At 67.6% G+C, this 25,317-nt stretch carries 17 protein-coding genes and 1 pseudogene; 7 read left to right on the top strand and 11 right to left on the bottom strand.

The genetic code is table 11. The features are described 5' to 3' along the window. Window positions 1–26: 26 nt before the first annotated feature. From FBZ90_RS16225 to FBZ90_RS16210, 4 genes are all read right to left on the bottom strand, one after another. Complete coding sequence (locus FBZ90_RS16225; RefSeq protein WP_145733720.1) at window positions 27–6,146, bottom strand: hypothetical protein; 6,120 nt, start codon at window positions 6,144–6,146, stop codon at window positions 27–29. Between the two features lie 532 nt (window positions 6,147–6,678). After that, entirely contained in the window at window positions 6,679–7,371 is a 693-nt protein-coding gene (locus tag FBZ90_RS16220) for a Crp/Fnr family transcriptional regulator (protein WP_338121727.1), read from the bottom strand. A 192-nt stretch (window positions 7,372–7,563) separates the two neighbouring features. After that, window positions 7,564–8,091, bottom strand: coding sequence for an isoprenylcysteine carboxyl methyltransferase family protein (locus FBZ90_RS16215; RefSeq protein ID WP_145733719.1), 528 nt, complete (start codon window positions 8,089–8,091; stop codon window positions 7,564–7,566). 3 nt (window positions 8,092–8,094) lie between these two features. Beyond that, window positions 8,095–9,186, bottom strand: coding sequence for a type III polyketide synthase (locus FBZ90_RS16210; RefSeq protein WP_246130450.1), 1,092 nt, complete (start codon window positions 9,184–9,186; stop codon window positions 8,095–8,097). Between the two features lie 255 nt (window positions 9,187–9,441). Here FBZ90_RS16210 and FBZ90_RS16205 point away from each other — a divergent pair, with 255 nt between their 5' ends. Further along, window positions 9,442–9,852 (top strand): hypothetical protein, encoded by a 411-nt coding sequence (locus tag FBZ90_RS16205; RefSeq protein WP_145733718.1) that lies wholly within the window; start codon window positions 9,442–9,444, stop codon window positions 9,850–9,852. Between the two features lie 429 nt (window positions 9,853–10,281). On the opposite strand, the gene FBZ90_RS16200 is transcribed toward FBZ90_RS16205, so the two are convergent. Further along, the gene (locus FBZ90_RS16200) at window positions 10,282–11,010 is read right to left on the bottom strand and encodes a class I SAM-dependent methyltransferase (RefSeq protein WP_145733717.1); all 729 of its coding nucleotides are present in this window, start codon (window positions 11,008–11,010) and stop codon (window positions 10,282–10,284) included. A 93-nt stretch (window positions 11,011–11,103) separates the two neighbouring features. Beyond that, complete coding sequence (gene recG / locus FBZ90_RS16195) at window positions 11,104–13,185, bottom strand: ATP-dependent DNA helicase RecG (protein WP_145733716.1); 2,082 nt, start codon at window positions 13,183–13,185, stop codon at window positions 11,104–11,106. A 159-nt stretch (window positions 13,186–13,344) separates the two neighbouring features. On the opposite strand from recG, the gene FBZ90_RS27875 reads away from it, so the two are divergent. The 6 genes and pseudogenes from FBZ90_RS27875 to FBZ90_RS16165 all read left to right on the top strand — a co-directional run bounded on the left by FBZ90_RS27875 (window position 13,345) and on the right by FBZ90_RS16165 (window position 20,086). After that, a complete protein-coding gene (locus FBZ90_RS27875) occupies window positions 13,345–13,614 on the top strand; it encodes a CopG family ribbon-helix-helix protein (protein WP_184806587.1) in 270 nt (89 codons plus the stop codon). An 8-nt stretch (window positions 13,615–13,622) separates the two neighbouring features. Beyond that, window positions 13,623–13,909: pseudogene (locus tag FBZ90_RS28835) on the top strand (type II toxin-antitoxin system RelE/ParE family toxin). 42 nt (window positions 13,910–13,951) lie between these two features. Then, window positions 13,952–14,245, top strand: a complete 294-nt coding sequence (locus FBZ90_RS16180; RefSeq protein WP_145733714.1) for a succinate dehydrogenase assembly factor 2 — start codon at window positions 13,952–13,954, stop codon at window positions 14,243–14,245. A gap of 34 nt (window positions 14,246–14,279) precedes the next feature. After that, window positions 14,280–17,960: a transcription-repair coupling factor gene (gene mfd / locus FBZ90_RS16175; RefSeq protein ID WP_246130449.1), complete on the top strand. Its 3,681-nt coding sequence runs from the start codon at window positions 14,280–14,282 to the stop codon at window positions 17,958–17,960. 110 nt (window positions 17,961–18,070) lie between these two features. Further along, on the top strand, window positions 18,071–18,643 hold the full coding sequence (locus tag FBZ90_RS16170) for a tetratricopeptide repeat protein (protein WP_186455847.1): 573 nt from the start codon (window positions 18,071–18,073) through the stop codon (window positions 18,641–18,643). 150 nt (window positions 18,644–18,793) lie between these two features. Then, window positions 18,794–20,086 carry an O-acetylhomoserine aminocarboxypropyltransferase/cysteine synthase family protein gene (locus FBZ90_RS16165; RefSeq protein WP_145733712.1) on the top strand — a complete coding sequence of 431 codons (1,293 nt, stop codon included), beginning with the start codon at window positions 18,794–18,796 and terminating at the stop codon, window positions 20,084–20,086. A gap of 57 nt (window positions 20,087–20,143) precedes the next feature. On the opposite strand, the gene FBZ90_RS16160 is transcribed toward FBZ90_RS16165, so the two are convergent. The 5 genes from FBZ90_RS16160 to FBZ90_RS16140 all read right to left on the bottom strand — a co-directional run bounded on the left by FBZ90_RS16160 (window position 20,144) and on the right by FBZ90_RS16140 (window position 25,130). Then, window positions 20,144–21,664: a tyrosinase family protein gene (locus tag FBZ90_RS16160; protein ID WP_186455846.1), complete on the bottom strand. Its 1,521-nt coding sequence runs from the start codon at window positions 21,662–21,664 to the stop codon at window positions 20,144–20,146. A gap of 301 nt (window positions 21,665–21,965) precedes the next feature. Next, entirely contained in the window at window positions 21,966–22,835 is an 870-nt protein-coding gene (locus FBZ90_RS16155) for a DUF2189 domain-containing protein (protein WP_145733710.1), read from the bottom strand. A gap of 254 nt (window positions 22,836–23,089) precedes the next feature. Continuing rightward, window positions 23,090–23,503, bottom strand: coding sequence for a VOC family protein (locus FBZ90_RS16150; protein ID WP_145733709.1), 414 nt, complete (start codon window positions 23,501–23,503; stop codon window positions 23,090–23,092). Between the two features lie 98 nt (window positions 23,504–23,601). Continuing rightward, a complete protein-coding gene (locus FBZ90_RS16145; RefSeq protein WP_040848305.1) occupies window positions 23,602–24,018 on the bottom strand; it encodes a thioesterase family protein in 417 nt (138 codons plus the stop codon). Window positions 24,019–24,068: 50 nt separating this feature from the next. After that, window positions 24,069–25,130, bottom strand: coding sequence for a serine hydrolase domain-containing protein (locus tag FBZ90_RS16140; protein WP_145733708.1), 1,062 nt, complete (start codon window positions 25,128–25,130; stop codon window positions 24,069–24,071). Between the last annotated feature and the right edge of the window lie 187 nt (window positions 25,131–25,317).

Raw genomic sequence — 25,317 nt, 5'->3', positions numbered from 1 at the left:
GTATCCTTTCGATAACCCCACCCGCCTTATGATGACGACGAACGGGCCGTCTGCCAGGCATTGGTCTGGTCCGTGGTGAACACGCCCAACTGATCGCCCGTGAAGGCGTTGGCTTGCGCCGAGTGCATCGATTGGATCTGGTTCGGGCTCAGGCCCGGTATCTGATCGGTGGTGAACATCGGCACCTGGTTGACCGTGAACTCACGGATATCGTCCGTGCTCAGCGAGATCAGTTGCTGTGTCGTCAGCGCGTCAATCTGCGCGCTGCCCAGCAGCGAAATCTGCGTGCCGGTGAGGGCGGACAGGTTGTCGGTGCTGAGGCCCGCGATCTGCGCCGTGGTCAGGGCGGCAACCTGCGCCGGCGTCAGATTTTGGATACGATCTGTGGCCAGGGCGTCCAACTGGTCGGTATTGAGCGACTTCACCTGGGTCAGCGACAGGCCCGCCACCTGGGACACGGTCAGGGCGGCGGCCTGGTCGGTGGTCAGCGCGCCGACTTGGCTGGTGCTGAACGCGGCCAACTGCCCAGCCGTCAGGGTGGACACTTCGGCCGTGGTCAGGGCCTCGATCTGGTTGGTGGTCAGCGCCCCAATTTGGGAGGCGGAGAACTCCCGGATATCGGAGGTGGTCAGCGCGCTCAACTGGCTGGTGGTCAGCGCCTGGATCTGGGCCGTGTTCAGCACCGAGGCTTGCGGCGCGCTCAGCGCCGACAGGTTGTCGGTGCGCAGGCCGGATATCTGGGCCGTGGTGAGCGATGAGACCAGGGTGGCCGACAGGCCCCGGATCTGTGCCGTGCTCAGTGTGTTCAGCTGATCGGTGCTGAGTGTCTGGAACTGCGTGACCGACAGGCTGCTCAATTGCGCGTTGCTCAGCGCCGACAGCAACGCGGTGCCGAAGCCGGCGACCTGGGTCGTGCTGAAGGCCTGCAACTGCGTCGCCGTCAGGGCGCGGACGTCGGCCGTGGCCAAGGCCGCCAACTGGTCGGTGTCGAGAACCTTGACCTGGGCGGCCGTCAGGCTGGCCACCTGCGTGGGGAGCAGGGCGGCCACCTGGCTGGTGGTCAGCGCCTGGACCTGGGCGGTGGTCAGGGCCGCGGCCTGCTGGCTGGTCAGGGCCGAAATGTGGGCGGTGTCCAGGGCCGTCAACTGGTCCGTGGTCAACTGGGCCGCCTGCGCCGCCGTGAATTCCGTGATGTCCGTCGAGGTCAGGGCGTTCAGCTGCCCGCTGCCCAGCGATTGCACCTGGGCGCTGGTCAGGCTGGCCACCTGCGTGGGGCTCAGGGCGGACAGGTTGCTCGTGCTGAGGCCTGAAACCTGATCGGTGGACAGCGCCGCCACCTGCGCGGTCGTCAGGGCGCTGGCGTCGTCGGTGCTCAGGGCGTTCAACTGGCTGGTCGACAGCACCACGGCCTGCGCGGTGGTCAGGCTGGCCACCTGGGCCGTGGTCAGGGCCTGAAGGACGGTGCTGACCAGGCCGCCGACCTGGGCGGTACCGAGACTGGCCACCTGCCGGGTCGTCAGGGCGACGATGTCCGCCGTGGACAGGGCGTTCAGTTGGTCGGTCCCCAGCGCGTTCAGTTGCTGGGTGGTCAGGCTGGCCACCTGGGCGGTGGTGAGGGTCGAGAGGAAGGGCGTGCCCAGCTCGCTGACCTGGTCCGTCGTCAGGGCCGCGACCTGGCCGCCCGTCAGCGTCTGCACCGTGTCGGTGCTGAACGCGCTGACCTGGGCTGTGGACAGGGCGGCCACCTGAGCGGCCGACAAGCTGGTCACCTGAGTGGTGGTGAGCGCCGCGACCTGGTCGGTGCGCAGGCTGGCGACCTGGGCGGTGGTCAAGCCGCCCACTTGGGCGGTGGACAGGGCCGTCAGCTGGTTGGTGCCCAAGGCGGACAGCTGGTCCGTGGTCAAGGCACCCACCTGGGCCGCCGTGAACTCCCGGATGTCGGCGCTGGTCAGGCTGTTCAACTGGCCGCTGGTCAGCGCCTCCACCTGGGCGCTGGTCAGGGTGCCCACCTGGGTGGAACTGAGCGCGGACAGGGCGTCGGAGCCCAGGCTGGCGACTTGGTCGGTGGTCAGCGCCGTCACCTGCGCGGCGGTCAGCGCGCGGGCGTCGGCGGTGGGCAGGACCCCCAGCTGGACGGTGGACAGTGCCGCGACCTGCGCGGTCGACAGGCTGCCGATCTGGCTGGTGCTCAGCGTCACCAGGAAATCGGTGGCGAGCTGCGAGATCTGGACGGTCGTCAGGGCCTGGATCTGGGATGCGGTCAGGGCCCGGGCGTCGTCGGTGGAAAAGGCGTTCAACTGGTCCGTGGTCAGTGCCGGCACTTGGCCGGCGGTCAGGCTGGTCACCTGGCTGGTGGTCAGGGCCGCGACGACGTTGGTAGCCAAGCCGCCAATCTGGTCGGTGGTCAAGGCGGCGACCTGGGTCGCGGTCAATTTCTGAACGGTGTCGCTGGCCAGGGCGTCCAACTGGCCGGTGGTCAGGGCCTTGACCTGCGTGGCCGACAGGCTGGCCACCTGCGCCGTGGTCAGGGACGCCACCTGTCCGGTGCCCAAAGTGGTGATCTGCGCCGTGGTCAGGCCGGCGACCTGGGTGGTGGTGAGGGCGGTCAGCTGGTCGGTGCCCAGGGCGGACAATTGGCCGGTGGTCAGCGCGCCCACCTGGGTCGCCGTGAACTCCCGGATGTCGGCGCTGGTCAGGCCGTTCAGCTGGTCCGTGGTCAGGGATTGGACCTGGGCGCTGGACAGGCTGGGCACCTGCGCGCTGCTCAAGGCGGAGAGGTTGGTCGTGCCCAGGGCCGATAGTTGGTCCGTGGTCAGATAGCTCACCTGGGTGCCGGAAAGCTCTCGCACGTCGGCGGTGGTCAGGCTGTTCAGCTGATCGGTGGTCAGGGACCGGACCTGGGCGGAGGTCAGGCTGGCCACCTGGCTCGCGCCCAGGGCGGACAGGGCGTCGCTGCCCAGGCTGGCCACCTGGTCGGTGGTCAACGCCGTGACCTGGGCGGCGGTCAGCGCGCGGGCGTCGGCGGTGGGCAGCGTTCCCAATTGGTCCGATGTCAACGCCTTGATCTGCGTGGCCGACAGGCTGCCGACCTGGGTGGAGCTCAAGGCCGCCAGGAAGTCGCTGCCCAGGCTCGCCACCTGGTCGGTGCCCAGGTTGGTCAGTTGCGCCGCCGTTAGGGCCCGCGTCTCGGCCGTGGTCAAGGCGTTCAACTGGTCCGAGGTCAATGCCCGCACCTGCAGCGAGGTCAGGCTGGTGACCTGGGACGTGGTCAGCGCGGCCAGGGCGTCAGTGCCCAGCCCCGCCACCTGGGCCGTGGTCAGCGCCGCCACCTGCGTGCCCGTCAGCTTCTGCAGGTTCGCGGTGGGCAGGGCCGCCAGCTGGTCGGTCGACAGCGCCGCCACCTGGCCGGCGGACAGGGTGGTCAGTTGCGCGGTGGTGAGGGCCGCGACCTGGTCGCTGGTCAGCGCCTTCACCTGGGATGTGGACAGCCCGGCCAACTGCAGGGAGGTCAGCGCCGTCAGCTGGGTGGTGCCCAGGACCGACAGCTGGTCGGTGCTGAGCGCTCCCACCTGGGTGGCGGTGAATTCACGCGCGTCGGCGGTCGACAGCGCGTTCAACTGGTCGGTGGTCAACGCGCGGATCTGCGCGCTGCCAAGGCTGGGCACCTGGGTGCTGCTGAGGGCGGACAGGTTGGCGGTGCTGAGCGACGAAAGCTGGTCCGTCGTGAGGAACGACACCTGGGCGGCGGAAAATTCGCGGATGTCGGCCGTTGTCAGGCTGTTCAGCTGGTCCGTGCCCAGCGCCTGGATCTGGGCGCTATTCAGGCCGGTGACCTGGCTGGCGCTCAAGGCCGACAGGGCGTCGGTGCCCAGTTCGGACACCTGGTCGGTCGATATGGCCGCCAGTTGCGTCGCCGTCAGGGCGCGGGCGTCGGTGGTGGTGAGGCCGGCCAGCTGGTCGGAGGTCAGGGCCCGGATTTGCCCGGTGCTCAGGGCGGCCACTTGGGCGGTGCTGAGCCCCGCCAGGGTGGCGGTCTGCAGGCTGGCCACCTGGGCCGTGGTCAGGGCGGCGATCTGGCCGGGCGTGAATTCCCGCAGGTCGGAACTGGCCAGCGCGTTCAACTGGTCGGCCGTCAGCGACTGCACCTGCGTGTTGGTCAGGCTCTGCACCTGGGTGCTGCCCAGGGCGGACAGGGCGTCGGTGCCCAGCGTCGCGACCTGCGCCGTCGTCAGGCCCTGGACCTGAAGCGCGCTGAGGGCGCGGATATCCGCCGTGGACAGCGAGGCCACCTGATCCGATCCCAGCGTGCGCAGCTGAGCCACCGTCAGGCTGGCCACTTGGGACGTGCTGAGGGCGGACAGGGCGCCGCTGCCCAGGGCCGAGACCTGGGCGGTGGTCAGGGCCGCGATCTGGGTGACCGTGAACTCCCGTATGTCGGCGGAATTGAGGGCGTTCAGCTGGTCGCTGGTCAGCGCCTGGATTTGCAGGCTGCCCAGCACCGCCACCTGGGCGCTGTTCAGCGCCGACAGGTTGGCCGTGGACATGGCCGCGATTTGCGCGGTGGTCAGCGCCGCGACCTGCGCCGCCGTCAGGTTCTGGACCGTCGCCGTGCCCAGCGCGCCCAATTGCTCCGCGTCCAGGCCCTTCATCTGGACGGCCGTGAGGCTGGCCAGCTGGGCCGTGGTCAAGGCCGCCACCTGGTCGGTGGTCAACGCCGACAATTGGGTTGAGGTCACGCCCGTCAGTTGCGCGGTGGTCAGCGCCGTCAGGTTGTCGGTGTCCAGGGCGGCGATCTGGGCCGTGCCCAGCGCCGTCAATTGGCTGGCGGCGAATTCCCGCATGTCGGCCGTGGTCAGGCCGTTCAACTGGTCCGTGGTCAGGGCGCGAATCTGGGCGCTGCCCAGCCGCTGGACCTGGGCGCTGGTCAACGCGGACAGGTTGGCGGTGCCCAGGCCGGCGACCTGCGCCGTCGTCAGGGCCGCCACCTGGATGCTGGTCAGCTTCTGCACCGTGGCGGTGCCCAGGGCGTCCAGCTGGTCGGTCGACAGCGCCTTGAGCTGGTTGACGGACAGGCCGGCGACCTGCGCCGTGGTCAGGCCGCCCACTTGGTCGGTGCCGAGCGCCGCCACCTGGGCGGTGGTCAGGGCGGCGGTCTGGAGGGAGGTGAGGGCGGCCAGGCTGCCGGTGTTCAGGGCCGCCACCTGGTCGGTGGTGAGCGCCGCGACCTGCAGACTGGTGAACTCGCGGATATCCGCCGTGGTCAGCGCGTTCAACTGGTCGGACCCCAGCGCCTGAACCTGGGCGGTGGTGAAGGCGGCGACCTGGACGGAGTTCAGGGTCGACAGCACGCCGCTGGTCAGGAAGGGCACCTGGCCCGTGCCCAGCGCCGACAGTTGCGTCGCCGTCAGCGCCTTGGCATCCACCGTCGACAAGGCCGCCAGCTGGTCCGAGGTCAGCACCCGGACCTGCGCCGTGGTCAGGCCCGCCACCTGGGCGGTGCTGAGCGCGGTGACAGCGCCCGTGGTCAGGCCCGCCGTCTGGCTGGTGGTCAGGAAGGCGATCTGGGCGGCGGTGAATTCCCGAATGTCGGCGCTGGACAGTGCGGCCAACTGGTCGGTGGTCAGCGCCTTGACCTGGGTGGAGGACAAGCTGGCCGTCTGCGCGCTGCTCAGGGCCGACAGGTTGTCGGTTCCCAGCCCCGCCACCTGGGCGCTGGTCAGGCCGCTCAACTGGGTGACGGTCAGGGCGCGGACGTCGGCGGTGGAGAGGGCCGCCAACTGGTCGGTGGTAAAGGAACCCACCTGGGCCTTGGTGAATTCCTGGATGTCGGCGGTGGTCAGCGCCGCCAGCTGATCGGTGGTCAGCGCCTGGATCTGATTGGAGGTGAGGGCGGAGATCTGGGTGGCCTTCAGGGCCTTGAGGTCGTCAGTCTCCAGCGCGGCCAGGTCGGCTTCGCTGAACGCCTGCAGCTGGGACGCGGTGAAGACCATCTGGCTGACCTGGAAGGCGATGGCCTGCGCGGTGGTCATCGCCTTGATCTGCGCGGTGGTCAGCGCTTGGACATCCTGCGTCGTCAACCGCTGGATGTTGGCTGTCGTGACGGCGGCGAACTGCGCCGGCGTCAGATAACTGATCTGCGAAACCATACCCACCCCCGACCGCATCTCTTTGAGATGCCGCGTGTTCGGCGTATTAACCCGCACCCCTTTTGGGTGTCGCCACGGCAGCGTGGCATGACGTCCGCCTTCCCCCACGCTCCCTCATGGAGGCGTCGGATCAAGGTATTGAGACACACGACGCCCGGACGTCCCTTTGGATCGCCATGAATTGGGCGGCGCGATGCCAATCGCAAGATTGCATTCAGATAATGAATGTATCCGTTTTCGTGGTGTTTCGCATCCACGATTGCACGGTGCGGCTTTGTGCCCGACGGAAGGCCGCCTTGCGGCAACTGTCATGGCCCGCCGCTGCGGGCCGCGGCCAAAAAAAACGCCGGCTGTCTCGAAGACAGCCGGCGAAGATGAAGGGAGCCTCATAAGGAGGTTGAAGGCTTGAGAGTGTCAAATCCGTCACGGTCAAGCCCCTCTTATATAGCTCCGACGTGGATTGATGAAAAGTTAAAAAACCGTGGCAAGCGTGTCACACTTCAAAAAAGTCCTCGTGGTTACCCCCAAAGGCTCAATCGCCCCGGACCTCCTCCACCATCTCCTCCAATCGGGCGAAGTCGCGGACGAGGAGGGAGTTGTCCTGGCGGACCACCAGCTTGTCGCGCGACAGGTCGCCCAGCACGCGGGCGACCGTTTCGCGGGTGGTGCTGACCCGCGCCGCGATGTCGCTGTGGATCGGGATGGGGGAGATGGCGGCGGTGTTGTCGGACTTCAACGTGGGCTTGGCCAGGCGCAGCAGTTCGGCATGGACCCGGTTGTTGGCGCCCAGCGTCGACAAATCCATGATCCGTCCGGTGGCGGAACGAACGATGCTGGCCAGCCGGGTCATGACGCCCCAGGCGATGATGGGGTTCTGGGTCACCACCTGCTGGAACAGCCGCGGCGACATGAAGGCGACCATGACCTCGCTCAGCGCCACGATGCTGGCCGACCGCGCCTCGCCGTCGATGGCCGACAGTTCACCCAGATAGCCGCCGGCCTCCACATCGTCGAAGGTGACCTCGCGGCCGGAGAGGGAGTAGTTCACCACCCGCACCCGGCCTTCGACGATGAAGCAGACGTCGCGGCTGTCCGACGCGCGGTCGATCACCTGTTCCTGGGGGTGGAAATGACGCCAGCTGCATTGCTTGGCCAGGCTGGCGCGCTGGTCGGCCGTCAGAGGGGCCAGCAGTTCGATGCTGTCGAGGGACGCGGCTTCGATCACGGGATGGGCTCCGGATAGGGGCGTTTGCGGCGTGGCTCCCGGTCCGGCAGCCACGCCCGGCCCCCGCACAGATCCCGGGGGCCTTTCACAAGGGCTGGCCGGACAATAACGATCCGCGCGCCCGCCGTAAACGGCCCCACGCCCTTTGGTGGTGGCTGTTAACCAAAGAGGGGGGCAGGGCCGGGCGGGCGCTCAGGGCTGCGCCGCCGCGCCCCGGCGCGGGGCCAGCGCCGCCTCTTCCACCCGGATGCGGTGGGCCAGCAGCAGAGCGTTGGCGATGGAGAAGATCAGGGCCAGGCGCCAGGCGCCGAACGCCAGCGGCACGGCCGCGATCTCAGCCACCACCACGCAGTAATTGGGATGCCGTACCCAGCGGAAGGGGCCGCGCCGCACCAGCGGGGCTTGGGGCAGGGTGATGATGCGGGTCGTCCAGTAGGGGCCCAGGGTGCGGATGACCCAATAGCGTGCCAGTTGCAGGGGAATCAGCAGGGCCACCAGGGGCCAGACGATGGGCGCGTCGGCCGGGACGAACAGGAACAGCGCGGCCAGCCAGGCGCTATGAAGCACGATGAACAGCGGATAGTGCGCCCGCCCCACCTCCTGGCCGCCTTGGGCCAACAGGCGGCGGGTGTTGCGGTTGGCCACGCGCAGCTCCGCCAGGCGCTGCACGGCCAGCAAGAGGACGACGATTTGCGGGGGGCCGAAAGCGAATCCGTCCATGGCTTAGAACCGCATCAGGCCCAGGGCGGCGATGAAGCCGGGCCCCAGGGCGGACAGCAGATGCAGGCCCCGCGCGCCCTGGCGCACGCGGCGTTCCAGCACGAACAGCACGGTCGCGGCCGACATGTTGCCATGCTGGCGCAGCACGTCGCGGGCGTCCGCCAGCCCATCGGTGGCCGGGGCCAGGACCTCCTCCAGCGCGTCCAGCACCTTGGTGCCGCCGGGATGGCAGATGGTTCCGGCGAGGTCGGACAGCGTTACGCGCTGGCGATCCAGGAAACCGGCGACCACCTCGGGCAGCTTCTCCCGCACCAGGGTGGGGATGCTCTGGGCGAAGATGACGCCCATGCCGTCGTCCTCCACCTGCCAGCCCATGATGCCCAGGCTGTCGGGCCAGCGGTGCTCGGCCGACGCCAGGAAGGCGGGGCCCGCCTCATGGTCTTTGGGATCGGCGCGCAGGATGGCCGCGGCCCCGCCGTCGCCGAACAGGGCGGTGGCGATGACGTTGGCCTTGGACAAATCGCCCCGCCGGAAGCTGAGGGCGCACAGCTCCACCACCAGCAGCAGGACGTTGGCGCCCGGCCGGGCGGTGGCCCAGGTGGCGGCCCGCGCCAGGCCCAGCACGCCGCCGGCGCAGCCCAGGCCAAACAGGGGCATGCGCTCCACGTCGGGCCGCATGCCCAGGCGCTGCATGATCAGCGCGTCCAGGCTGGGCGTGGCGATGCCGGTGGAGGAGACCGCGACGATGGCGTCCACGTCGGTGGGCTTGAGGCCCGCCCGCTCCAGCGCCTGGGTGGTGGCGCGGGCCAGCACGTCGACGGCATGATCCAGGTACAGCCTGTTGCGCTCCGCCCAGCCGTGCGGCTCCAGATACCACTCCAGCGGCACGCAGGAGGCGCGACCCTCGATGCCGGCATGGGTGAAGACGGGGGCCAGGCGGTCGAAATCGCGCAGCCGATGGGCGAAGACCTGGCGGGCACCGGCCAGCGCCTGCTCCTGCGTCAGGCGATAGGGGGGCAGGGCGGTGGCGATGGACAGCAGCCGGGCGGGGGCAGGCGGGGTGCTGAATCCAGGTGCGGCGCTGGCCATGGTCATGTTCGTCCTTCCCTGTTGTCAGCGTGTACTACGGCCAGCGGCCGGCAATGGTTCATGGGGCGCCGCCGGAGACGTTGCCCGGAACCCAGCCATGCTAAGGGGAAGGGGCCCCGCCAACATGCGCCACTTTGGCGGGGTGGGCCGTCCGGCAGCGGTTGGAATAAATCCGCGCGCGGTTCCGTCGGGCCCGGACCTGTCAGGATGGCGCCCCGCACCCATGTCATTGCGGATCATCCCTGTGACGAAGGTCATCCCGTGAACGTGGAAGCCTCACACCATGTCGACTGTTCCGACATCGGGCCGGACGGCTATTACGACTATTATTATGCCTACACCATCTGGCGCTTTTCCGATGGGGGGCAGCGTGTCCTGATCGTTCGGGGCTATGATGATGAAACGAACGCCACCTTACGGGCGTGGGAGAACCCGGACGGCACCCGCGACCCCGTGGGGGCGGTCGACCTGTTCCATCCCCTAGTCCGCCAAGCCATGGAGCATCTGCGCCGCGAGGGGCGTTCGGTCCAACGGCTGAGCCCCTACGGCATCGTGTCGGCCACCCCCATGCGGGGGTGGGCCAAGGCGCTCACGCTCGGGCTGGGTTATTGGCTGGGATGGCTGGCGATGATCTTCAAATCACCATCAGGGCCGCCAGGCCCACGAAGATGAGGGCCAGAGGCGCTAGGCCGAGGGTAAGTCTCAGCCGGCCTATAGGGCTGGGCTGGTCGGCGGGGATGGAGCGGGCGCGATAAGCCCCGATCAATCCCATGCTCGCCATTCCGCCCAATGCGCCCCCCAGAACGGAGCCGACAAGGGCGCCCCGGCTGGTTGGCAGGTCGTGTCTCATGATGAAAATCACCATCGGTATCAAGCCGAACCCCAAGCCCAACAAGACGTGCCTGACGATGGTCAACGTTCGCAGGCTGACCTTATCGGCCGCGGGGCCCGTTGGGGTGGCGGCGGAAGTGGGCGTGGCGACCATGGCGTATCTCCTGAAAGGGGGCGGGACCCCATGGGACATACGGCGCCGATCCCGCGCTGCAACTGTGCGGAGGAAATAGCCCGGCGGCACAAGTTTCCGGTTGCGGGTGCCCTCCCTTATGGGCCCACCGTCAGTGATGCGTTAAAGCCATCCATTATTGCCTGTGAGGAAACAACCTCATTTTCCTGGTAGAACTTCTCAATTCCTTCATCTGTCATGGATATTCCGCCAAACTCTTTAAGTATTTCATAATAATTGTCCTCCAGAATTTTTGAGGATGGGTCGAGGTTTGTAATGCAGACGGTGCCCGTCGGTGTCGTGTCGACGAGCGTGATGTGCAGGTCTTTTCTATATTTCTTCAATATCGGTATCATTTTCCAGACGTCGCCGGTCCACCATCCGGCATAGCTCTGATTTGTTCGCTGTGGCGCATTGTGCTGCCTTTCAGTCATTTCCGCATTCACGGGCAGACAGTCATCCAGCATGATGAGGCTGTGTCGATGGCAGTTTTTTTCGCTGTTTATAAAATCTCTCAGCAAATATTCAAATTGATGGAGGCCATCAAGGAATACAACATCAAGCGTATCGCCTGATATTGCTCTCGCATCATGATCCCTGAAGAATTGGTCGCTGGTCTTTTGGTATAAGAAAAGGGACGGCTTCGTGCCGATGGGGCTTGAGCTGAACTGGAAACAAGGATCGACGCCGATTGCGGAGCAGTCGACCATTGCCAAGGTGGAACCATCGCGAACGCCGATCTCCATGTAGGTTCTAGCCATTTTTGACTTGACCATTTTTTGTATGAACACTCGGAAATCGATGCCGACATGATTGCGATGATACATGATGGCTCCAAATAAAATTATAAATTGAAATCAGTGGGGCCGGGTCTTGGATTTTCCAATCAAGCATTACGCCGCCGTTGGGACGGGGTGCTCTCAACCGGACCGTAGTGTGCGCACCGCCTCATCCCGCTGGAACAGGTAGAGCAGCACGCGCAGGGCCTGGCCGCGCGGGGTTTCCAGGTCGGGGTCGCGGGCCACCATCAGGCTGGCGTCGTCGCGGGCGGTGGCCAGCAGGTCGGCATGCACGGTGATGTCGGCCATGCGGAACTCCGGCAAACCCGACTGGCGGGTGCCCAGCACCTCACCGGCGCCGCGCAGCTCCAGGTCCTTCTCCGCGATGAGGAAGCCATCCTCGGTGGAGGTCATGACGTCCAGGCGGGCGCGGGCGGTCTCGCCCAGGGGGGCGGTGTACAGCAGCAGGCAGGCGGAAGCGCGGTCGCCGCGTCCCACCCGGCCGCGCAGCTGGTGCAGCTGGGCCAGGCCGAAGCGTTCGGCATGCTCCACCACCATGATGGTGGCCTCCGGCACGTTCACGCCCACCTCGATGACGGTGGTGGCCACCAGCACGGACAGCTCGCCGGCGGCGAAGCGGGCCATGACGGCGTCCTTCTCCGTGCCCTTCATCTTGCCGTGCACCAGACCGACGCACCCGCCCAGCCGTTCCATCAGCGTGGCATGTCGCAGGGTGGCGTTGGCGAGGTCCACGGTTTCCGACTCGTCCACCAGGGGGCAGACCCAATAAACGCGCTGCCCGGTCTTGATGGCGGCGGCCACGCGTTCCACCACCTCCTCGATGCGGTCGGCCGCGGCGGCGCGGGTCACCACCGGCTTGCGCCCCGGCGGCTTTTCCATCAGGCGGCTGACGTCCATGTCGCCATAGGCGGTCAGGGTCAGGGTGCGGGGGATGGGGGTGGCGGTCATGACCAGGGTGTCGACGCCGCGCCCCTTGGCCGCCAGGGCCAGGCGCTGGTGTACGCCGAACTTGTGCTGCTCATCGATGATGGCCAGCGCCAGGTCGCGGAAGGCCACGTCCTCCTGAAACAGGGCGTGGGTGCCGATCAGGATATCGATCTCTCCCGAGGCCAGGCGGTCCAAGACTTGCTGGCGCGCCTTACCCTTGTCGCGGCCGGTCAGCAGGGCCAGGCGGATGCCGGCGGCGTCGGCCAGGTCGGCCAGGCTTTCGGCATGCTGGCGCGCCAGGATTTCCGTGGGCGCCATCAGGGCCGCCTGGGCCCCGGCCTCCACCGCCGTCGCCATGGCCATCAGCGCCACGATGGTCTTGCCGCTGCCCACGTCGCCCTGCAGCAGGCGCAGCATGCGCTCCGCCTTGCCCATGTCGGCGTCGATCTCCACCAGCGCCTGGGCCTGCGCGCCGGTCAGCTGATAGGGCAACGCCGCCTGGATGCGGGCCCGCAGGCGGCCATCGCCCACCGTGGCGCGGCCGGCCAGCCGGCGCTGGTGCCACCGTACCAGAGCCAGGGCCAGCTGGTTGGCCAGCAGCTCGTCATAGGCCAGGCGCTGGCGCAGGGGACTCAGGGGGTTGACGTCCTTCTCACCCTGGGGATCGTGCGCCGCCGTCAGCGCCGCCTTCCAGGCTGGCCAGCCCTGGCGCTCCAGCCATGCCGGGTCCTGCCATTCCTCCAGCTCGGGCGTGCGGGCCAGGGCCGCCTGGATGGCGGTGCGCAGCGGCTTGGGGTTCAGGCCGCCCGTCAGGGGATAGACCGCCTCCACCTCCTGCGGCGGCGCGCCTTCCTCCACCGGGGCGAAATGGTCGGGGTGGGGCATCTGCAGCAGGCCGTTGAAACGCTCCACCTTGCCGCTGACCACCACCATGGTCCCCTGGGGCAGCTTCTTCTCCAGCCAGTCGCCCTTCACATGGAAGAACACCAGCTCCATCTCCCCGGTATGGTCGGTGCAGCGCACGCGGTAGGGGCGGTGGCGCTGCACCGGCGGCATGTGGCCGTCCACCCGCACCGTCAGGGTGACGATGCGGCCCTCCGGCGCCTCACTGATGCTGGGGGCGTTGGCGCGGTCCAGGACGCCGGTGGGCAGATGCCACAGGATGTCCGCCACATGCGGGCCGGTCAGCCGCTCCGCCAGCTTGCCCAGGCGGGGCCCCAGGCCCGGCAGGCTGGTGATGGGCGCGAACAGGGGATAGAGGACGGGCGGACGCAACGGGGCAGGCTCCAGGACGCAAAACCGTGGGCATATGCCTATATGTTAGCGGGCCCGCTTGTCGACCGGCTACCCTCGTGGTGTCTCTTGGCGGCGAGGCGTGTTTACGATGTGTTCTTTTTGGGGTATGATGGAAGCATCCCAAGCGGCGGAGCCGACATGACCAAGATGATGTCTGACAGCATAAGGCTGGAGCCTGAGCTTAACGACCAGGTGACCGCGCTGGCGGAAGCTTTGGACCGATCGCCGTCCTGGGTGATTGAACAAGCTGTCCGGGATTATCTCGCGGTCCAGGAAGGGCATTTGGCGGCCATTGATCAGGGGTTGCGCGAGGCTGACGCGGGCTTGCTAATTCCGCATGAAGAGGTTGCCGCATGGATTGAGTCGCTGGGCACACCGGGGGAATTGCCTATGCCCAGGCCGAAATAAGGTTCGGCATGCGCCTCCGTTGGTCCCCGTCGTCCTTGAGGGACGTGGTGTCCTTGCAAGCCCATATCGCCCAGCATGATCCGCAGGCTGCGGAAAATCAGCTTCGGCAAGTTGTTATGGCGGCCAAAGGGCTGGTCCGGTTTCCGGAGATGGGGAGGCAGGGCGGCGCCCCGGCACGCGGGAGCTTGTCGTTACCCGAACACCTTATCTGATCGCCTACAGGATACGGGGTGACAGGATCGACATTCTGCGCGTACTTCATGGCCGGCAGCTTTGGCCGGATGCCTTGAAATAAGTTCGGCCGCTCGCGCGTTCCCATCATCAAGGCTTTCCGATCATGTCCACCGACGACCTGTCCGAAACGTTTCCGGCCGAAGACGCCCTGGCCGTGCGCCGCAAGCGCCTGATCTTCCGCAGCTGGCATCGCGGGATGAAGGAAATGGACCTGCTGATGGGCACCTTCGCCGAAAAGCATGTGCCCACCTTCACCGTGGAACAGCTGGACCGCTATGAGCATTTGCTGGATTTGAACGACCCGGACGTCTTCGACTGGCTGCTGGGTCGCGCACCCTTCCCGGATGACCTGGACGCGGACCTGATGGCCCTGCTGCAGGCCCACCGCGTCGCCTGATTTTTCCGTCACCGCCTAACGCCTGGCTTCCCCCATGCCCCACACCGCGCCCGACACCGTGCTGCCGTCCGCCTTGCTTTCCAGCCTTAACCCCGACACGCCGCGCCGCCTGCTGGTGGCCGGCGCGCCGGAGGGGCATGACGCGCGCGTGCTGGCTGACTTGGCGCGGCGGGCGGGGGCGTCGGGCCTGCTGCACGTGGCGCTGGATGACACGCGCATGGCCCGGGTGCAGGAGGCTTTGGCCTTCTTCGCGCCCGACGTGGCGGTGCTGCCCTTCCCGGCGTGGGACTGCCTGCCCTATGACCGCGTCTCGCCCAACGGCGACATCGTGGCCCGGCGTATCGAGACGCTGACGACCCTGCTGGGCGCGCGGCCGAAAGGCCCCTTCGTCGTCCTCACCACCCTGAACGCCGCCCTGCAGAAGGTGCCGCCGCGCCTGGCCTTCCGCAACGCCACCTTCGGCGCCAAGGTCGGCGGCCGCCTCAACGTCGATGAGCTGCAGCGCTTCCTGGCCAACAACGGCTACACCCGCGCCCAGACGGTGCGTGAGCCGGGTGAGTACGCCGTGCGTGGCGGCATCATCGACCTGTTCCCGCCGGCGACGGCGGAGCCGTTGCGCCTGGACCTGTTCGGGGATGAGCTGGAAGGCGTGCGCGCCTTCGATCCCATGACCCAGATGACCACGGAAAAGCGGGCGGGCGTGGACCTCAAGCCCATGTCGGAGGTGTTCCTGGACGAACCCTCCGTCCAGCGCTTCCGCACCGGCTATCGCGAGCTGTTTGGCGCGGTCACCGACAGCGATCCGCTGTATGAGGGCATCAGCGCCGGCCGCAAGATGCCGGGCATGGAACATTGGCTGCCCCTGTTCCACGCCGGGCTGGACACGCTGTTCGACTACGTCCCGGCCGCGATGGTCAGCCTGGACGCGCAGGCGGAGGAGGCGCGCGACGCCCGCCTGTCCCAGGTGGCGGATTTCTATGACGCCCGCCGCACCTTCCAGGAGGTGGAGAAGAAGTCCGGCACGCCGGTCTACAAGCCGGTGCCGACGGCCAGCCTGTTCCTGGACGGCGACGCCTGGGACCGCCACCTGGCCCTGCGCTGCGTCGCCCAGCTATCGGCGTTTGCCGCTGTGGAGGGGGGCGCCAACCCCAACCTGGTGGACGCCGGTGGCCGCCGGGGGCGGGATTTCGCCGACGCCCGCGCCAACCCGGACGTGAACGTCTTCAAGGCTTTGGGTCAGCATATCGACCAGTTGCGCGCCGATGGCCGCCGCGCGGTGGTCGCCGGCTACAGCCAGGGCGCCCGCGACCGCCTGGCCAAGATGCTGAAGGAACACGGCATCAACCCGGCCCTGACCGCCGACAGCTGGGCGGAGGTGGGCGCGCAGGAGGCCAAGGCCACCGCCGTCATCGTGCTGGGCATCGACACCGGCTTCACCACCGGCGACCTGGCGGTCATCACCGAGCAGGACATCCTGGGCGACCGCCTGGCCCGCCCGTCGCAGAAGAAGCGCCGCGCCGCCAACTTCATCGCCGAGGCCGCCAGCCTGTCGCCCGGCGACCTGGTGGTGCACGTCGATCACGGCATCGGCCGTTACGATGGGCTGGAGACGCTGACCGTCACCGGCGCCCCGCATGACTGCCTGCGCATCCTCTACGACGGCGGCGACAAGCTGTACGTGCCGGTCGAGAACATCGAGGTGCTGTCCCGCTTCGGCTCCGAGGAATCGGGCGCGCAGCTGGACAAGCTGGGCGGTGTCGGCTGGCAGTCGCGCAAGGCCCGCGTCAAGAAGCGGCTGAAGGACATGGCGGACGCGCTGCTGCGCATCGCCGCCGAGCGCGCCCTGCGCAAGGCCCCGCCCATCGAGGTGCCGGACGGCGTCTATGACGAGTTCGCCGCCCGTTTCCCCTATGCCGAGACGGATGACCAGCTGAAGGCCATCGAGGATGTGCTGGAGGATTTGAACTCCGGCCAGCCCATGGACCGCCTGGTGTGTGGCGACGTCGGCTTCGGCAAGACCGAGGTGGCCCTGCGCGCCGCCTTTGTCGCGGCCATGAGTGGCCTGCAGGTGGCGGTGGTGGTGCCCACCACCCTGCTGGCCCGCCAGCATACCCGCACCTTCGAGAAGCGCTTCGCCGGCCTGCCCGTGCGCCTGGGGCACCTGTCGCGCCTGGTGACGGCGAAAGAGGCCAACCAGACCAAGGCCGGCCTGGCCGACGGCACCATCGACATCGTCGTCGGCACCCACGCCCTGCTGGCTAAGAGCATCCAGTTCAACCGCCTGGGCCTGGTCATCGTGGACGAGGAACAGCATTTCGGTGTGAAGCAGAAGGAACGGCTGAAGGAACTGCGCACCGACGTGCATGTCTTGACCCTGACCGCCACCCCCATTCCCCGCACCCTGCAACTGGCGCTGAGCGGCGTGCGCGAGCTGTCGCTGATCGCCACCCCGCCGGTGGACCGCCTGGCCGTGCGCACCTTCGTGCTGCCCTATGATCCGGTGGTGATCCGCGAGGCCATCTTGCGTGAGCATTATCGCGGCGGGCAGAGCTTCTACGTCTGCCCGCGCATCGAGGATCTGCCCAAGCTGCAGGAACGGCTGGCGGAGCTTGTGCCGGAGGTGAAGATCATCACCGCCCACGGCCAGATGCCGGCGGCGCAGTTGGAGGAGGTGATGACCGCCTTCGATGAGGGCAAGTACGACCTGCTGCTGGCCACCAACATCATCGAAAGCGGCCTGGACATCCCCAGCGCCAACACCCTGATCGTCCACCGCGCCGACATGTTCGGCCTGGCGCAGCTATACCAGGTGCGTGGCCGCGTGGGCCGGTCCAAGGTGCGCGGCTACGCCTACCTGACCTACCAGCCCAAGACCGTGCTGTCGCAGACGGCGCAGCAGCGCCTGCACGTCATCGAGACGTTGGACAGCCTGGGCGCGGGCTTCCAGCTGGCCAGCCACGACATGGACATCCGCGGCGCCGGCAACCTGTTGGGTGAGGAGCAGTCCGGCCAGATCCGTGAGGTGGGTGTGGAACTCTACCAGCAGATGCTGGAGGAGGCGGTGGCCGCCGCGCGCGGTGGCCTGACGGAGGCGCAGGCGGCGGAGGAACAGTGGACACCGCAGATCCAGCTGGGCATGCCCGTGCTGATCCCGGAAGACTACGTCGCCGACCTGGGCATCCGCCTGTCGCTCTACCGCCGTGTGGCGGACCTGGTGGACCGGGCGGAGATCGACGCCTTCGCCGCCGAGATGGTGGACCGCTTCGGCACCCTGCCGGGGGAGGTGGAGAACCTGTTGCGCCTGGTGGAGATCAAGCGCCTGTGCCGCGACGCCGGGGTACAGACCCTGGACGCCGGCCCCAAGGGCGCCGTCATCGGCTTCCGCAACAACGAATTCAAGAACCCGGCCGCCCTGGTCGGCTTCATCCAGCAGCAGGCCGGCACCGCCAAGATCCGGCCGGACCACAAGCTGGTTCTGCTGCGGCCCTGGGACAGCGCCGAAACCCGCATGGACGGCGTGCGCAAGCTGATGAGCGACCTGGCCAAGATGGCGGCGGGCGAGACGGTGAAGACCGACCCGCCCCCGCCGCCGCCGCCCCCGCCGCCGCCCAAGCCCCAGGGCAAGCCCGTCTCCGCCTGGGGCCACAAGCCGCCCCTGCCGGCCAGCAAGCTGAACCGCCCGGGTTTCTCCGCCCCGCCGCGCAGCCGGCGGTAGGGGCGCGAGGAAACGGTTGGCCCCGTGCCCTGGCGGTATAACCAATCCCCGCCTTCCGGATGTTGGCGGAGCGGGTTAAGATTCGGGATATGTCCTGGAGGGCAGGGGCCATGGTCAGGGTGCAAGAGCTTCTGGAACAAGCCGCCGCCGCCCGGCGGGCGGGCCGGCTGCCGGAAGCCATCGACCTGGCCAGCCAGGCCGTTACCCTGTCGCGCGCCAGTGGCCAGGAGGGTGGCGCCGATCTGCGCCAGGCGTTGACGCGGCTGGCACAGGCCTCGCGCGACCTGGGGCGTTACGATGACGCCCGATGCGCGCAGGAAGAGGCGGTGGCCCTATTGCGCGCGGATGGTGGCTTGCCCCTGGCGGGCGCCTTGCGGCACCTGGGCGGCATCCTCGACGACCAGGGCGCGCATGCGGAGGCGGCGCCGGTCTATGCAGAGATGATGGTCTTGTACCAGGCGGCGGACACCGCCCCGCTGGAGATGGCCAACGCCGTGCGTGCCCTGGCCTGTAATGCCGAGGGGCGCGGGAACCAGGGTGAGGCCGCAGTGCGATGGCAGGAGGCCCTCGACCGTTACGCCGTGCTCGACCAGCTGTTCCAACGAGACTATGGCCTGCCGGACAACCCCGGCGTCGCGGAGGCGCGGACCCGCCTTGCCCGCCTGCACGCCACGCCGCCCTGACGCAGCCCGGAACCGGGCGGAGAGGACATCTGCCCAACTATTCAGGCAAATAAATGAAATAATTTAATAAGCACCGATCCATGGGTGCAATTTCCAGTCGGGTGGGGCAACAATCGGCGCCAGTCCAATAAGAGATGGGAGAGCGCCGCCATGGCCGTCGACAGCAAGCACCCCGAAACCTTGGCCCTGCATGCCGGGTACCGCGCCGATCCCGCCACGGGGGCGGTGGCCGTGCCCATCTACCAGACGACGTCCTATCAGTTCCAAAGCACTGAGCACGCCGCCAACCTGTTCGCGCTCAAGGAACTGGGCAACATCTACACCCGTATCATGAACCCCACCACCGACGTGCTGGAACAGCGCCTGGCGGCGCTGGAGGGCGGGGTGGCGGCCTTGGCGGTGGCGTCGGGCCAGGCGGCCAGCACTTTCGCCATCCTGAACGTGGCCAGCGCCGGCGATAACTTCGTCACCTCCACCGACCTGTACGGTGGCACCTGGAACCTGTTCGCCAACACCTTCAAGCAATTGGGCATCGAGGCGCGCTTCGTCGATCCCTCGGATCCGGAGAACTTCCGCCGCGCCACCGACGACCGCACCCGCGCCTATTACGCCGAGACGCTGCCCAACCCCAAGCTGCGTGTCTTCCCCATCGCCGAGGTGGCGGCCATCGGGCGGGAATTGGGCGTGCCGTTGATCGTGGACAACACGGCCACCCCCATCATCGCCCGCCCGCTGGACCATGGCGCGGCCGTCGTCGTCTATTCCACCACCAAGTATATCGGCGGCCATGGCACCAGCATCGGCGGCGCCCTGGTCGATGGCGGAAATTTCGACTGGGAGGCGCACGCCGACCGTTTCCCCCTGCTGAACCAGCCGGACCCCAGCTATCATGGGGCGGTGTGGACCCAGGCGGTGAAGCCGCTGGGCCCCATCGCCTATATCCTGCGCGCCCGCGTCACCCTTTTGCGCGACATCGGCGCCGCCCTCAGCCCGTTCAACGCCTTCCAGGCCATCCAGGGGCTGGAAACCCTGCCGCTGCGCATACGGGAGCATAACCGCAACGCGGCGGCCGTCGCCGCCTTCCTGGCGGAGCATCCCAAGGTGGCCGACGTCATCCACCCCAGCCGTCAGACGGGCGAACTACGCCGCCGCGCCGACGCGGTGCTGAAGGGCGGCCATGGCGCCCTGGTGGGCTTCGAGCTGAAGGACGGGGCCGATGCCGGGCGCCGCTTCATTGATGCGCTGAAGCTGTTTTACCACGTCGCCAACATCGGCGATGCCCGCAGCCTGGCCATCCACCCGGCCAGCACCACCCATTCCCAGCTGTCGGTCGAGGACCAGGCGTCAACCGGCGTCACCCCTGGCTATGTCCGCCTGTCCATCGGCATCGAGCACATCGACGACATCCTGGCCGACCTCAGCCAGGCGCTGGACGCGGTGTGATGTGAAGGTACTGGCGCGGGATGGCCCCATCCCGCGCCAGCCTCCCCCGCAAGGGGGTCACTCGCTGCGCAACTCGATGCCGCCGGTGATGACGGGATCGGAACCCTGCGCCGGCGTGCCGGTGGGCACCAGCGACACGGTCGCCTTCTCCGGGTTCTTGCCCTCCGCTTCCAGCTTGGCGGCTAGGTCGGTGATGTCGAACACCTTGTCGACCCCGCCGTGGTCGGCATGGCCCGGCATGTCGACGGCGTCGAAGAAGGTGACGATGCCCACGTAGTTGGCGTCGGACGCCTCGGGCTTCGCCCCCTCCGGCAGGTTGAGATAGACTTGATAGGTGATGCCGGGGTGGATCTTGGCGTGCAGGCCGTGCAGCACCAGCAGCAGGCGCTGCGGTGCCGCCGCCCGCAGGCTCTTCTGGGTCTTCAGCGTGTTGCTGAGCGTGTTCTGCGGCGTGGTGGGCTGCAGCTCCACCTTTTGGGCTTGCGCGCCCAGGGTGACGGGGGCGGTCGCGTTGGGGGTCGGCTGGCTGGTCTGCAGCAGGGCCACGTTCTGGACTTTCGCGGTTGCGGTCGAGGCCTCGGCGCTGGCCACGGCCTGGGCGCCGAAGGGACCGTTCGGCGGCACCGGCAGCACGTCATAGCTGTAGGGCAGTTGGCTGTTGGTGCGATAGTTGTCGATGGCCAGCGTCACCGACTGGCCTTGCGGGCCGGCGAAGGTGAAGGTCTTGCCCGGCCAGCTGGGCGTGACGCCGCCCGCGGCGTTCCAGCCGGCCAGGATGCGATCGATGTTGCAGTGATGCAGCCAGAAGATCGGGTCCTCCGCCGCCGTCGGGACGTTGCCCATGTTGGTCTGGTCGCCCACGTAGACGTGGACCGAACCATGCAACTGGCTGTTCAGTTCGGCGTTGAAGCCCGTCCTGTTGTTACCGTAGTACGGCACATTCATATTGTTCAGATTCAGGAAATTCCTGCTGCCGGGGAAGTACTTGTTGATCGGGGCGCCGGCATTGACATCGGCGTAGCCGTTTTTCGGGTCATTGACGTTGCGGTTCTGCTGGAACAGCGTGCCGAACAGGGCGTCATTGCGATAGGCGTTCTGGAACTGGACCGGGATGGCGTAGTAGCGCGGGTCGGTATAGTTCCAATAAGGCAGGGCGAAGCCCGGTTGCTTGGTCACCGTGCGGATGATGGATTCCAGGCACAGCACGTACAGCCGGTGCCAGGGCAGGAAGAATTCCACGGGCCGGCCGCCGTGGGCCTGGCAGGTATCCCACGCCGCTTCCGCCAGTTGGCGCGCCGGGCTTTGGGTGCTGCCGAAGGCGTCACTGATCTCCTTCGCCTTTCCCCGGGGGGAGGCGTGGATGAACCATTGGAAGTTCCAGGACAGCGGATCGGTGACCGGCCGCTGCTTCATCAGCTTCACGCCCTGGGCGTAGATGGCGAGCATGCGCTGTCCCTCGGGCGTCGCCACGTCCGACCGGACATAAGGGGCGCCAAAGGCCGGCAGGGCCGGCAACGTGCTGCTGGCGGCTAGCGCCGCGGACCCCAGTAATGTGGCGCGCCGTGTGATGTTGACCATGAATGTCCACCCTTGCGTCATCGGGCGCGCCCCAGGGGGTGCCCATTGTTTTGCGAGGAACGCAATCGCTCCAAACGCAAAAGTAGCAAATGCCACCAGGGAGGAAATCCGCATAGAGTGATTACTACTTATGAGATTAATTTCATTTATTAACTTCATTTAAATGGCGAGCGTTGGCATCGGGTGCCGGGGAACGGGCCCCCCATGGAACGCCGGTCCAAACCGACGTCCCCGGGGCGCTCCGTCCCGGACCGCTCCATGGGTAAAGAGCCAAGATGGGGGTGCCGCCTGGAACGGGGCGTCAGGCCACCAGCCGGCGGTAGAGATGCCAGGTGCTGTGACCCAGCACCGGCATCACCACGATCAGGCCGACGAAGGCCGGCAGGGTGGCCACCAGCAGGCTGCCGGCGACGATCAGGCCCCACAGCGCCATGACACCGGGGTTGTGTGCCACCGCCCGCATGGAGGTGCCGATGGCGGTGTGCAGCGGCACGTCGCGGTCCAGCAGCAAGGGGAAGCTGATAGCGGCGATGGCCAGCACCACGGCGGCGAAGACGGCGCCCACGGCGCAGCCCACCGCGATCATGGTCCAGCCGGCGTGGGTGCCCGCCACATCGGCGGCGAACCGCGCGACCGAGGCCGGCGGTTGCGGCCCCAAGGTGGCGTCATAGATGCCTTGGGCGGCGTACAGCCAGGCGAAATAGAGGATGGTCAGCAGGAAGCCCAAGGCCGCGATGGCGGCGATGGCCGGCGACCGCAGGGGCCCGAACGCCTCCCGCCAACTGGGCCGGGCGCCACGTTCCCGCTGCCGGCTCATTTCCAGCAGGCCGATGGCCGCCACCGGCCCCACCAGCACGAAGCCGGAGGCCAGCGGGAACAGCATCGGCAGCATATTCAGGTTCACCGCCGCCCGGGCCAGCACACAGCCCAGGATGGGGTAGATGATGCATAGCGCGAAGACGTCGGTGCGAAAGGCGCCGACATCGCGGAAGCCGGCGGCGATGGCCGCGCCCAGATCGGCCACGCCGATGCGCCGCACCACCGGCGCCTCATGCGCCCGCAGATCCTCCATATGCCCGATGGCCCGGCCGACGCTGGCGACACCCGCCGCCGCGTCGCCCAGCCGTTCCCATGTCCATTCCACGGGATTGCGGATGGTTTGTTGTGTCATGCCCTGATCCTCCTGAACGCGGTTCGGTTTCAGGCAGGGGCCCAGAGATCGCTGGGGCCCAAGGCAAAGGTGTCCTGCGGTGGCGGCGGTGCGATGGTCAGCTGAACAGCCGCACGGGGGCGGTTTAGCGCCGCTCCTGTTTTCGCGGCAAGTGTACGCCGGTAGACAGGGATTGTTAATGGGCGAGGAAACGGGCGACAGGCACCGGACGCGCAACGGGGTTGCCCTGTCGAGGTGGGGTCGCCCGCATCCGGCTAGGGCTGGGGAGGAAGCTGGGCGGCGTCCAGGAAAAGCGGCTCCCAGACATGGCCGTCCGGATCCTCAAAGCTGCGGCTGTACATGAAGCCGAGATCCTGCTTGGGGTTCACATCGGCCTTGCCGCCGTGCCGGCTGGCGGTCTCGGCCATGGTGTCCACGGCGGCGCGGTCGTCGCAAGACAGCGCCAGCATCAACGCCCCGCTGGCGTGGGTGTCGGTGATGGGCTTCTGGGTGAAGACCCGCCACTTGTCGTGGGTCAGCAGCATCACGAAGATGGCGTCGGAGAACACCATGCAGGCGGCGGTTTCGTCGGTGAACTGCGGATTGTTCACCGCGCCGATGGCGGCATAGAACGCCATCGCCCGGGGCAGGTCGCGCACCGGCAGGTTGATGAGGATTTGCTTGGCCATTGTCCTCTCCTTTCAGGGGGCAGTGCCCACAGGACGCGCCATCCCGCCCGAAACCGACACGGCCCCGAAATTTTTCTTCCGGTGTTCCTGCCGGTTCATCAGCACGCCGCCTTCTTCTCCACCCGCGCCATGAAGCGGGCGTAGTCGATGACGCCCCGGCTGTGGAAGCCTTCGCCGATCAGGCCGGTGGCATCATGGGCGGCGACCTTGAAGCGCAGGGCGCGGCCGTCGAAGGCGATCAGTTCCACGGTGGCGGTGACGGTCATGCCCACCGGCGTGGCGGCCACGTGGCTGACATCGACATGGGTGCCGACGGTGCGCTCCCCCGGTTCCAGATAGGGTGCCAGCGCCTGCACGCAGGTCCATTCGATGAAGGCCACCATCTGCGCGGTGGCGAAGACCGGCGGCATGTCGTGAAAACCGCCGAAGGCGGCGGGCAGGGCGGGCACCAGCATGCTGGCGTCCACCGTCAGGCTTTCGCTGTGGCGCAGGCCGGGCTGCAGGCAGGATTTCATGGGGGCGGCCTCCTTTGTTGGGCGGCCGCTGTTCGTCAGGCCCCAGGGGATCAGGGCAGGGTCGCCAGAATGCCCAGCAGGATATCCTGCGATCGCCGCTGGCCATAGCCCTTGCCGTAGGCGATGGAGGTGACGGCCACCACCAGGTCCAGCGACGGCACCACATAGATCTTGTTGCCGCCATTGCCGGAGGCGAAGTGGACGGGCACGGTGCGGCCGTCGCCCACGGGCTCATCCTTTGCGTACCACATATAGCCGTAGAAATCGGCGTAGGGGTCGCTGGCGGCGATGGGGTGGGTGCGGGCCAGGCTGTCGCGGAGCCAGCGCGCGCTGACCACGCGGTGGCCGTTGTGCGTCCCCTGGTTCAGGACCATCTGGCCGATGAGGGCGGCGTCGCGGGCGGTGATCGACAGGTTGCCTTGCCCGGTGCCGTGGCCGCCAGGCAGGGTGCGCCAGTTGTGGGGCCCGATGCCCAGCGGGGTGAACAGGGCCTCCTGTGCCAGGGCGTCCAGGCTCTGGCCGGTGGCGCGCTCCACGATCAGGCCCGCCAGGAAGGCGTTGAGGGAGCAGTATTGGTAGCTGCGGCCCGGCGGCTCGCGCACCGGCACGGCCAGGGCGGCGGCGGCCCAGTCGCCGTTCTTCTCCCCCGCCGCATCCAGCGTGTCCTCATTGCCGGGGGAGGCGGGATCGGTATCGTCCGCCGCCAAGCCGGAGCGCATGGTCAGCAGGTCGCGGATGGTGATGGCCTCCCATCCCGCCGGCAGGGGGCCGGGCAGATAGCGGCCGATGGGGGCGTCCACGCCCGCCACCCGGCCCTGGTCGATGGCGATACCCATCAGCAGGCTGGTCAGGCTTTTGGTGGCGGAGCGGATGTCGTGCAGCGTGGCGGGGCCATCACCGTTGTAATAGGCCTCGGCGATGCGCCGCCCGTGGCGCATCACCACCACGCCCTTGAGGTCGGGATGGGGATCGCTGCGCCAGGTTTCGAGCAGGGCGGTCAGCCGGGATACAATCGTTTCCGTCGCCCCCGCCGTCCCTGGCGTCAGGCTGGCCAGCGCCGTGCCCGCCAGGCCACCGAGCACCAACCGCCGGTCGCAACACCATCCGTTCATGCCTGCACTCCCCTGATATGGGGATAGCGTGGCGTCGTTCGGGGAAAGGGACAACGGCCATCCGCGCGCGGTGGCTTGGGGCCACTTCGCGGTTGGACCGGCGCGGCCCTGCGGAAACTACAATCTATGAAAGAATTTCTCACATTCTATCCGTTGCCCAGGTAGTTCCGATCTGGAACTATGCGGC

This window comes from Nitrospirillum pindoramense (assembly GCF_007827955.1).
GTDB lineage: Bacteria > Pseudomonadota > Alphaproteobacteria > Azospirillales > Azospirillaceae > Nitrospirillum > Nitrospirillum amazonense_B.
Note: the sequence above shows the minus strand (reverse complement) of the source record. Positions and strands in the feature narration are given on the sequence as shown.

Coding starts and splice junctions, on each gene's coding strand:
- FBZ90_RS16225 (WP_145733720.1), bottom strand. CDS start 6,146: ATGGTTTCGCAGATCAGTTATCTGACGCCGGCGCAGTTCGCCGCCGTC.
- FBZ90_RS16215 (WP_145733719.1), bottom strand. CDS start 8,091: ATGGACGGATTCGCTTTCGGCCCCCCGCAAATCGTCGTCCTCTTGCTG.
- FBZ90_RS16210 (WP_246130450.1), bottom strand. CDS start 9,186: ATGACCATGGCCAGCGCCGCACCTGGATTCAGCACCCCGCCTGCCCCC.
- FBZ90_RS16200 (WP_145733717.1), bottom strand. CDS start 11,010: ATGTATCATCGCAATCATGTCGGCATCGATTTCCGAGTGTTCATACAA.
- FBZ90_RS27875 (WP_184806587.1), top strand. CDS start 13,345: ATGACCAAGATGATGTCTGACAGCATAAGGCTGGAGCCTGAGCTTAAC.
- FBZ90_RS16180 (WP_145733714.1), top strand. CDS start 13,952: ATGTCCACCGACGACCTGTCCGAAACGTTTCCGGCCGAAGACGCCCTG.
- mfd (WP_246130449.1), top strand. CDS start 14,280: ATGCCCCACACCGCGCCCGACACCGTGCTGCCGTCCGCCTTGCTTTCC.
- FBZ90_RS16170 (WP_186455847.1), top strand. CDS start 18,071: ATGGTCAGGGTGCAAGAGCTTCTGGAACAAGCCGCCGCCGCCCGGCGG.
- FBZ90_RS16165 (WP_145733712.1), top strand. CDS start 18,794: ATGGCCGTCGACAGCAAGCACCCCGAAACCTTGGCCCTGCATGCCGGG.
- FBZ90_RS16160 (WP_186455846.1), bottom strand. CDS start 21,664: ATGGTCAACATCACACGGCGCGCCACATTACTGGGGTCCGCGGCGCTA.
- FBZ90_RS16155 (WP_145733710.1), bottom strand. CDS start 22,835: ATGACACAACAAACCATCCGCAATCCCGTGGAATGGACATGGGAACGG.
- FBZ90_RS16150 (WP_145733709.1), bottom strand. CDS start 23,503: ATGGCCAAGCAAATCCTCATCAACCTGCCGGTGCGCGACCTGCCCCGG.
- FBZ90_RS16145 (WP_040848305.1), bottom strand. CDS start 24,018: ATGAAATCCTGCCTGCAGCCCGGCCTGCGCCACAGCGAAAGCCTGACG.
- FBZ90_RS16140 (WP_145733708.1), bottom strand. CDS start 25,130: ATGAACGGATGGTGTTGCGACCGGCGGTTGGTGCTCGGTGGCCTGGCG.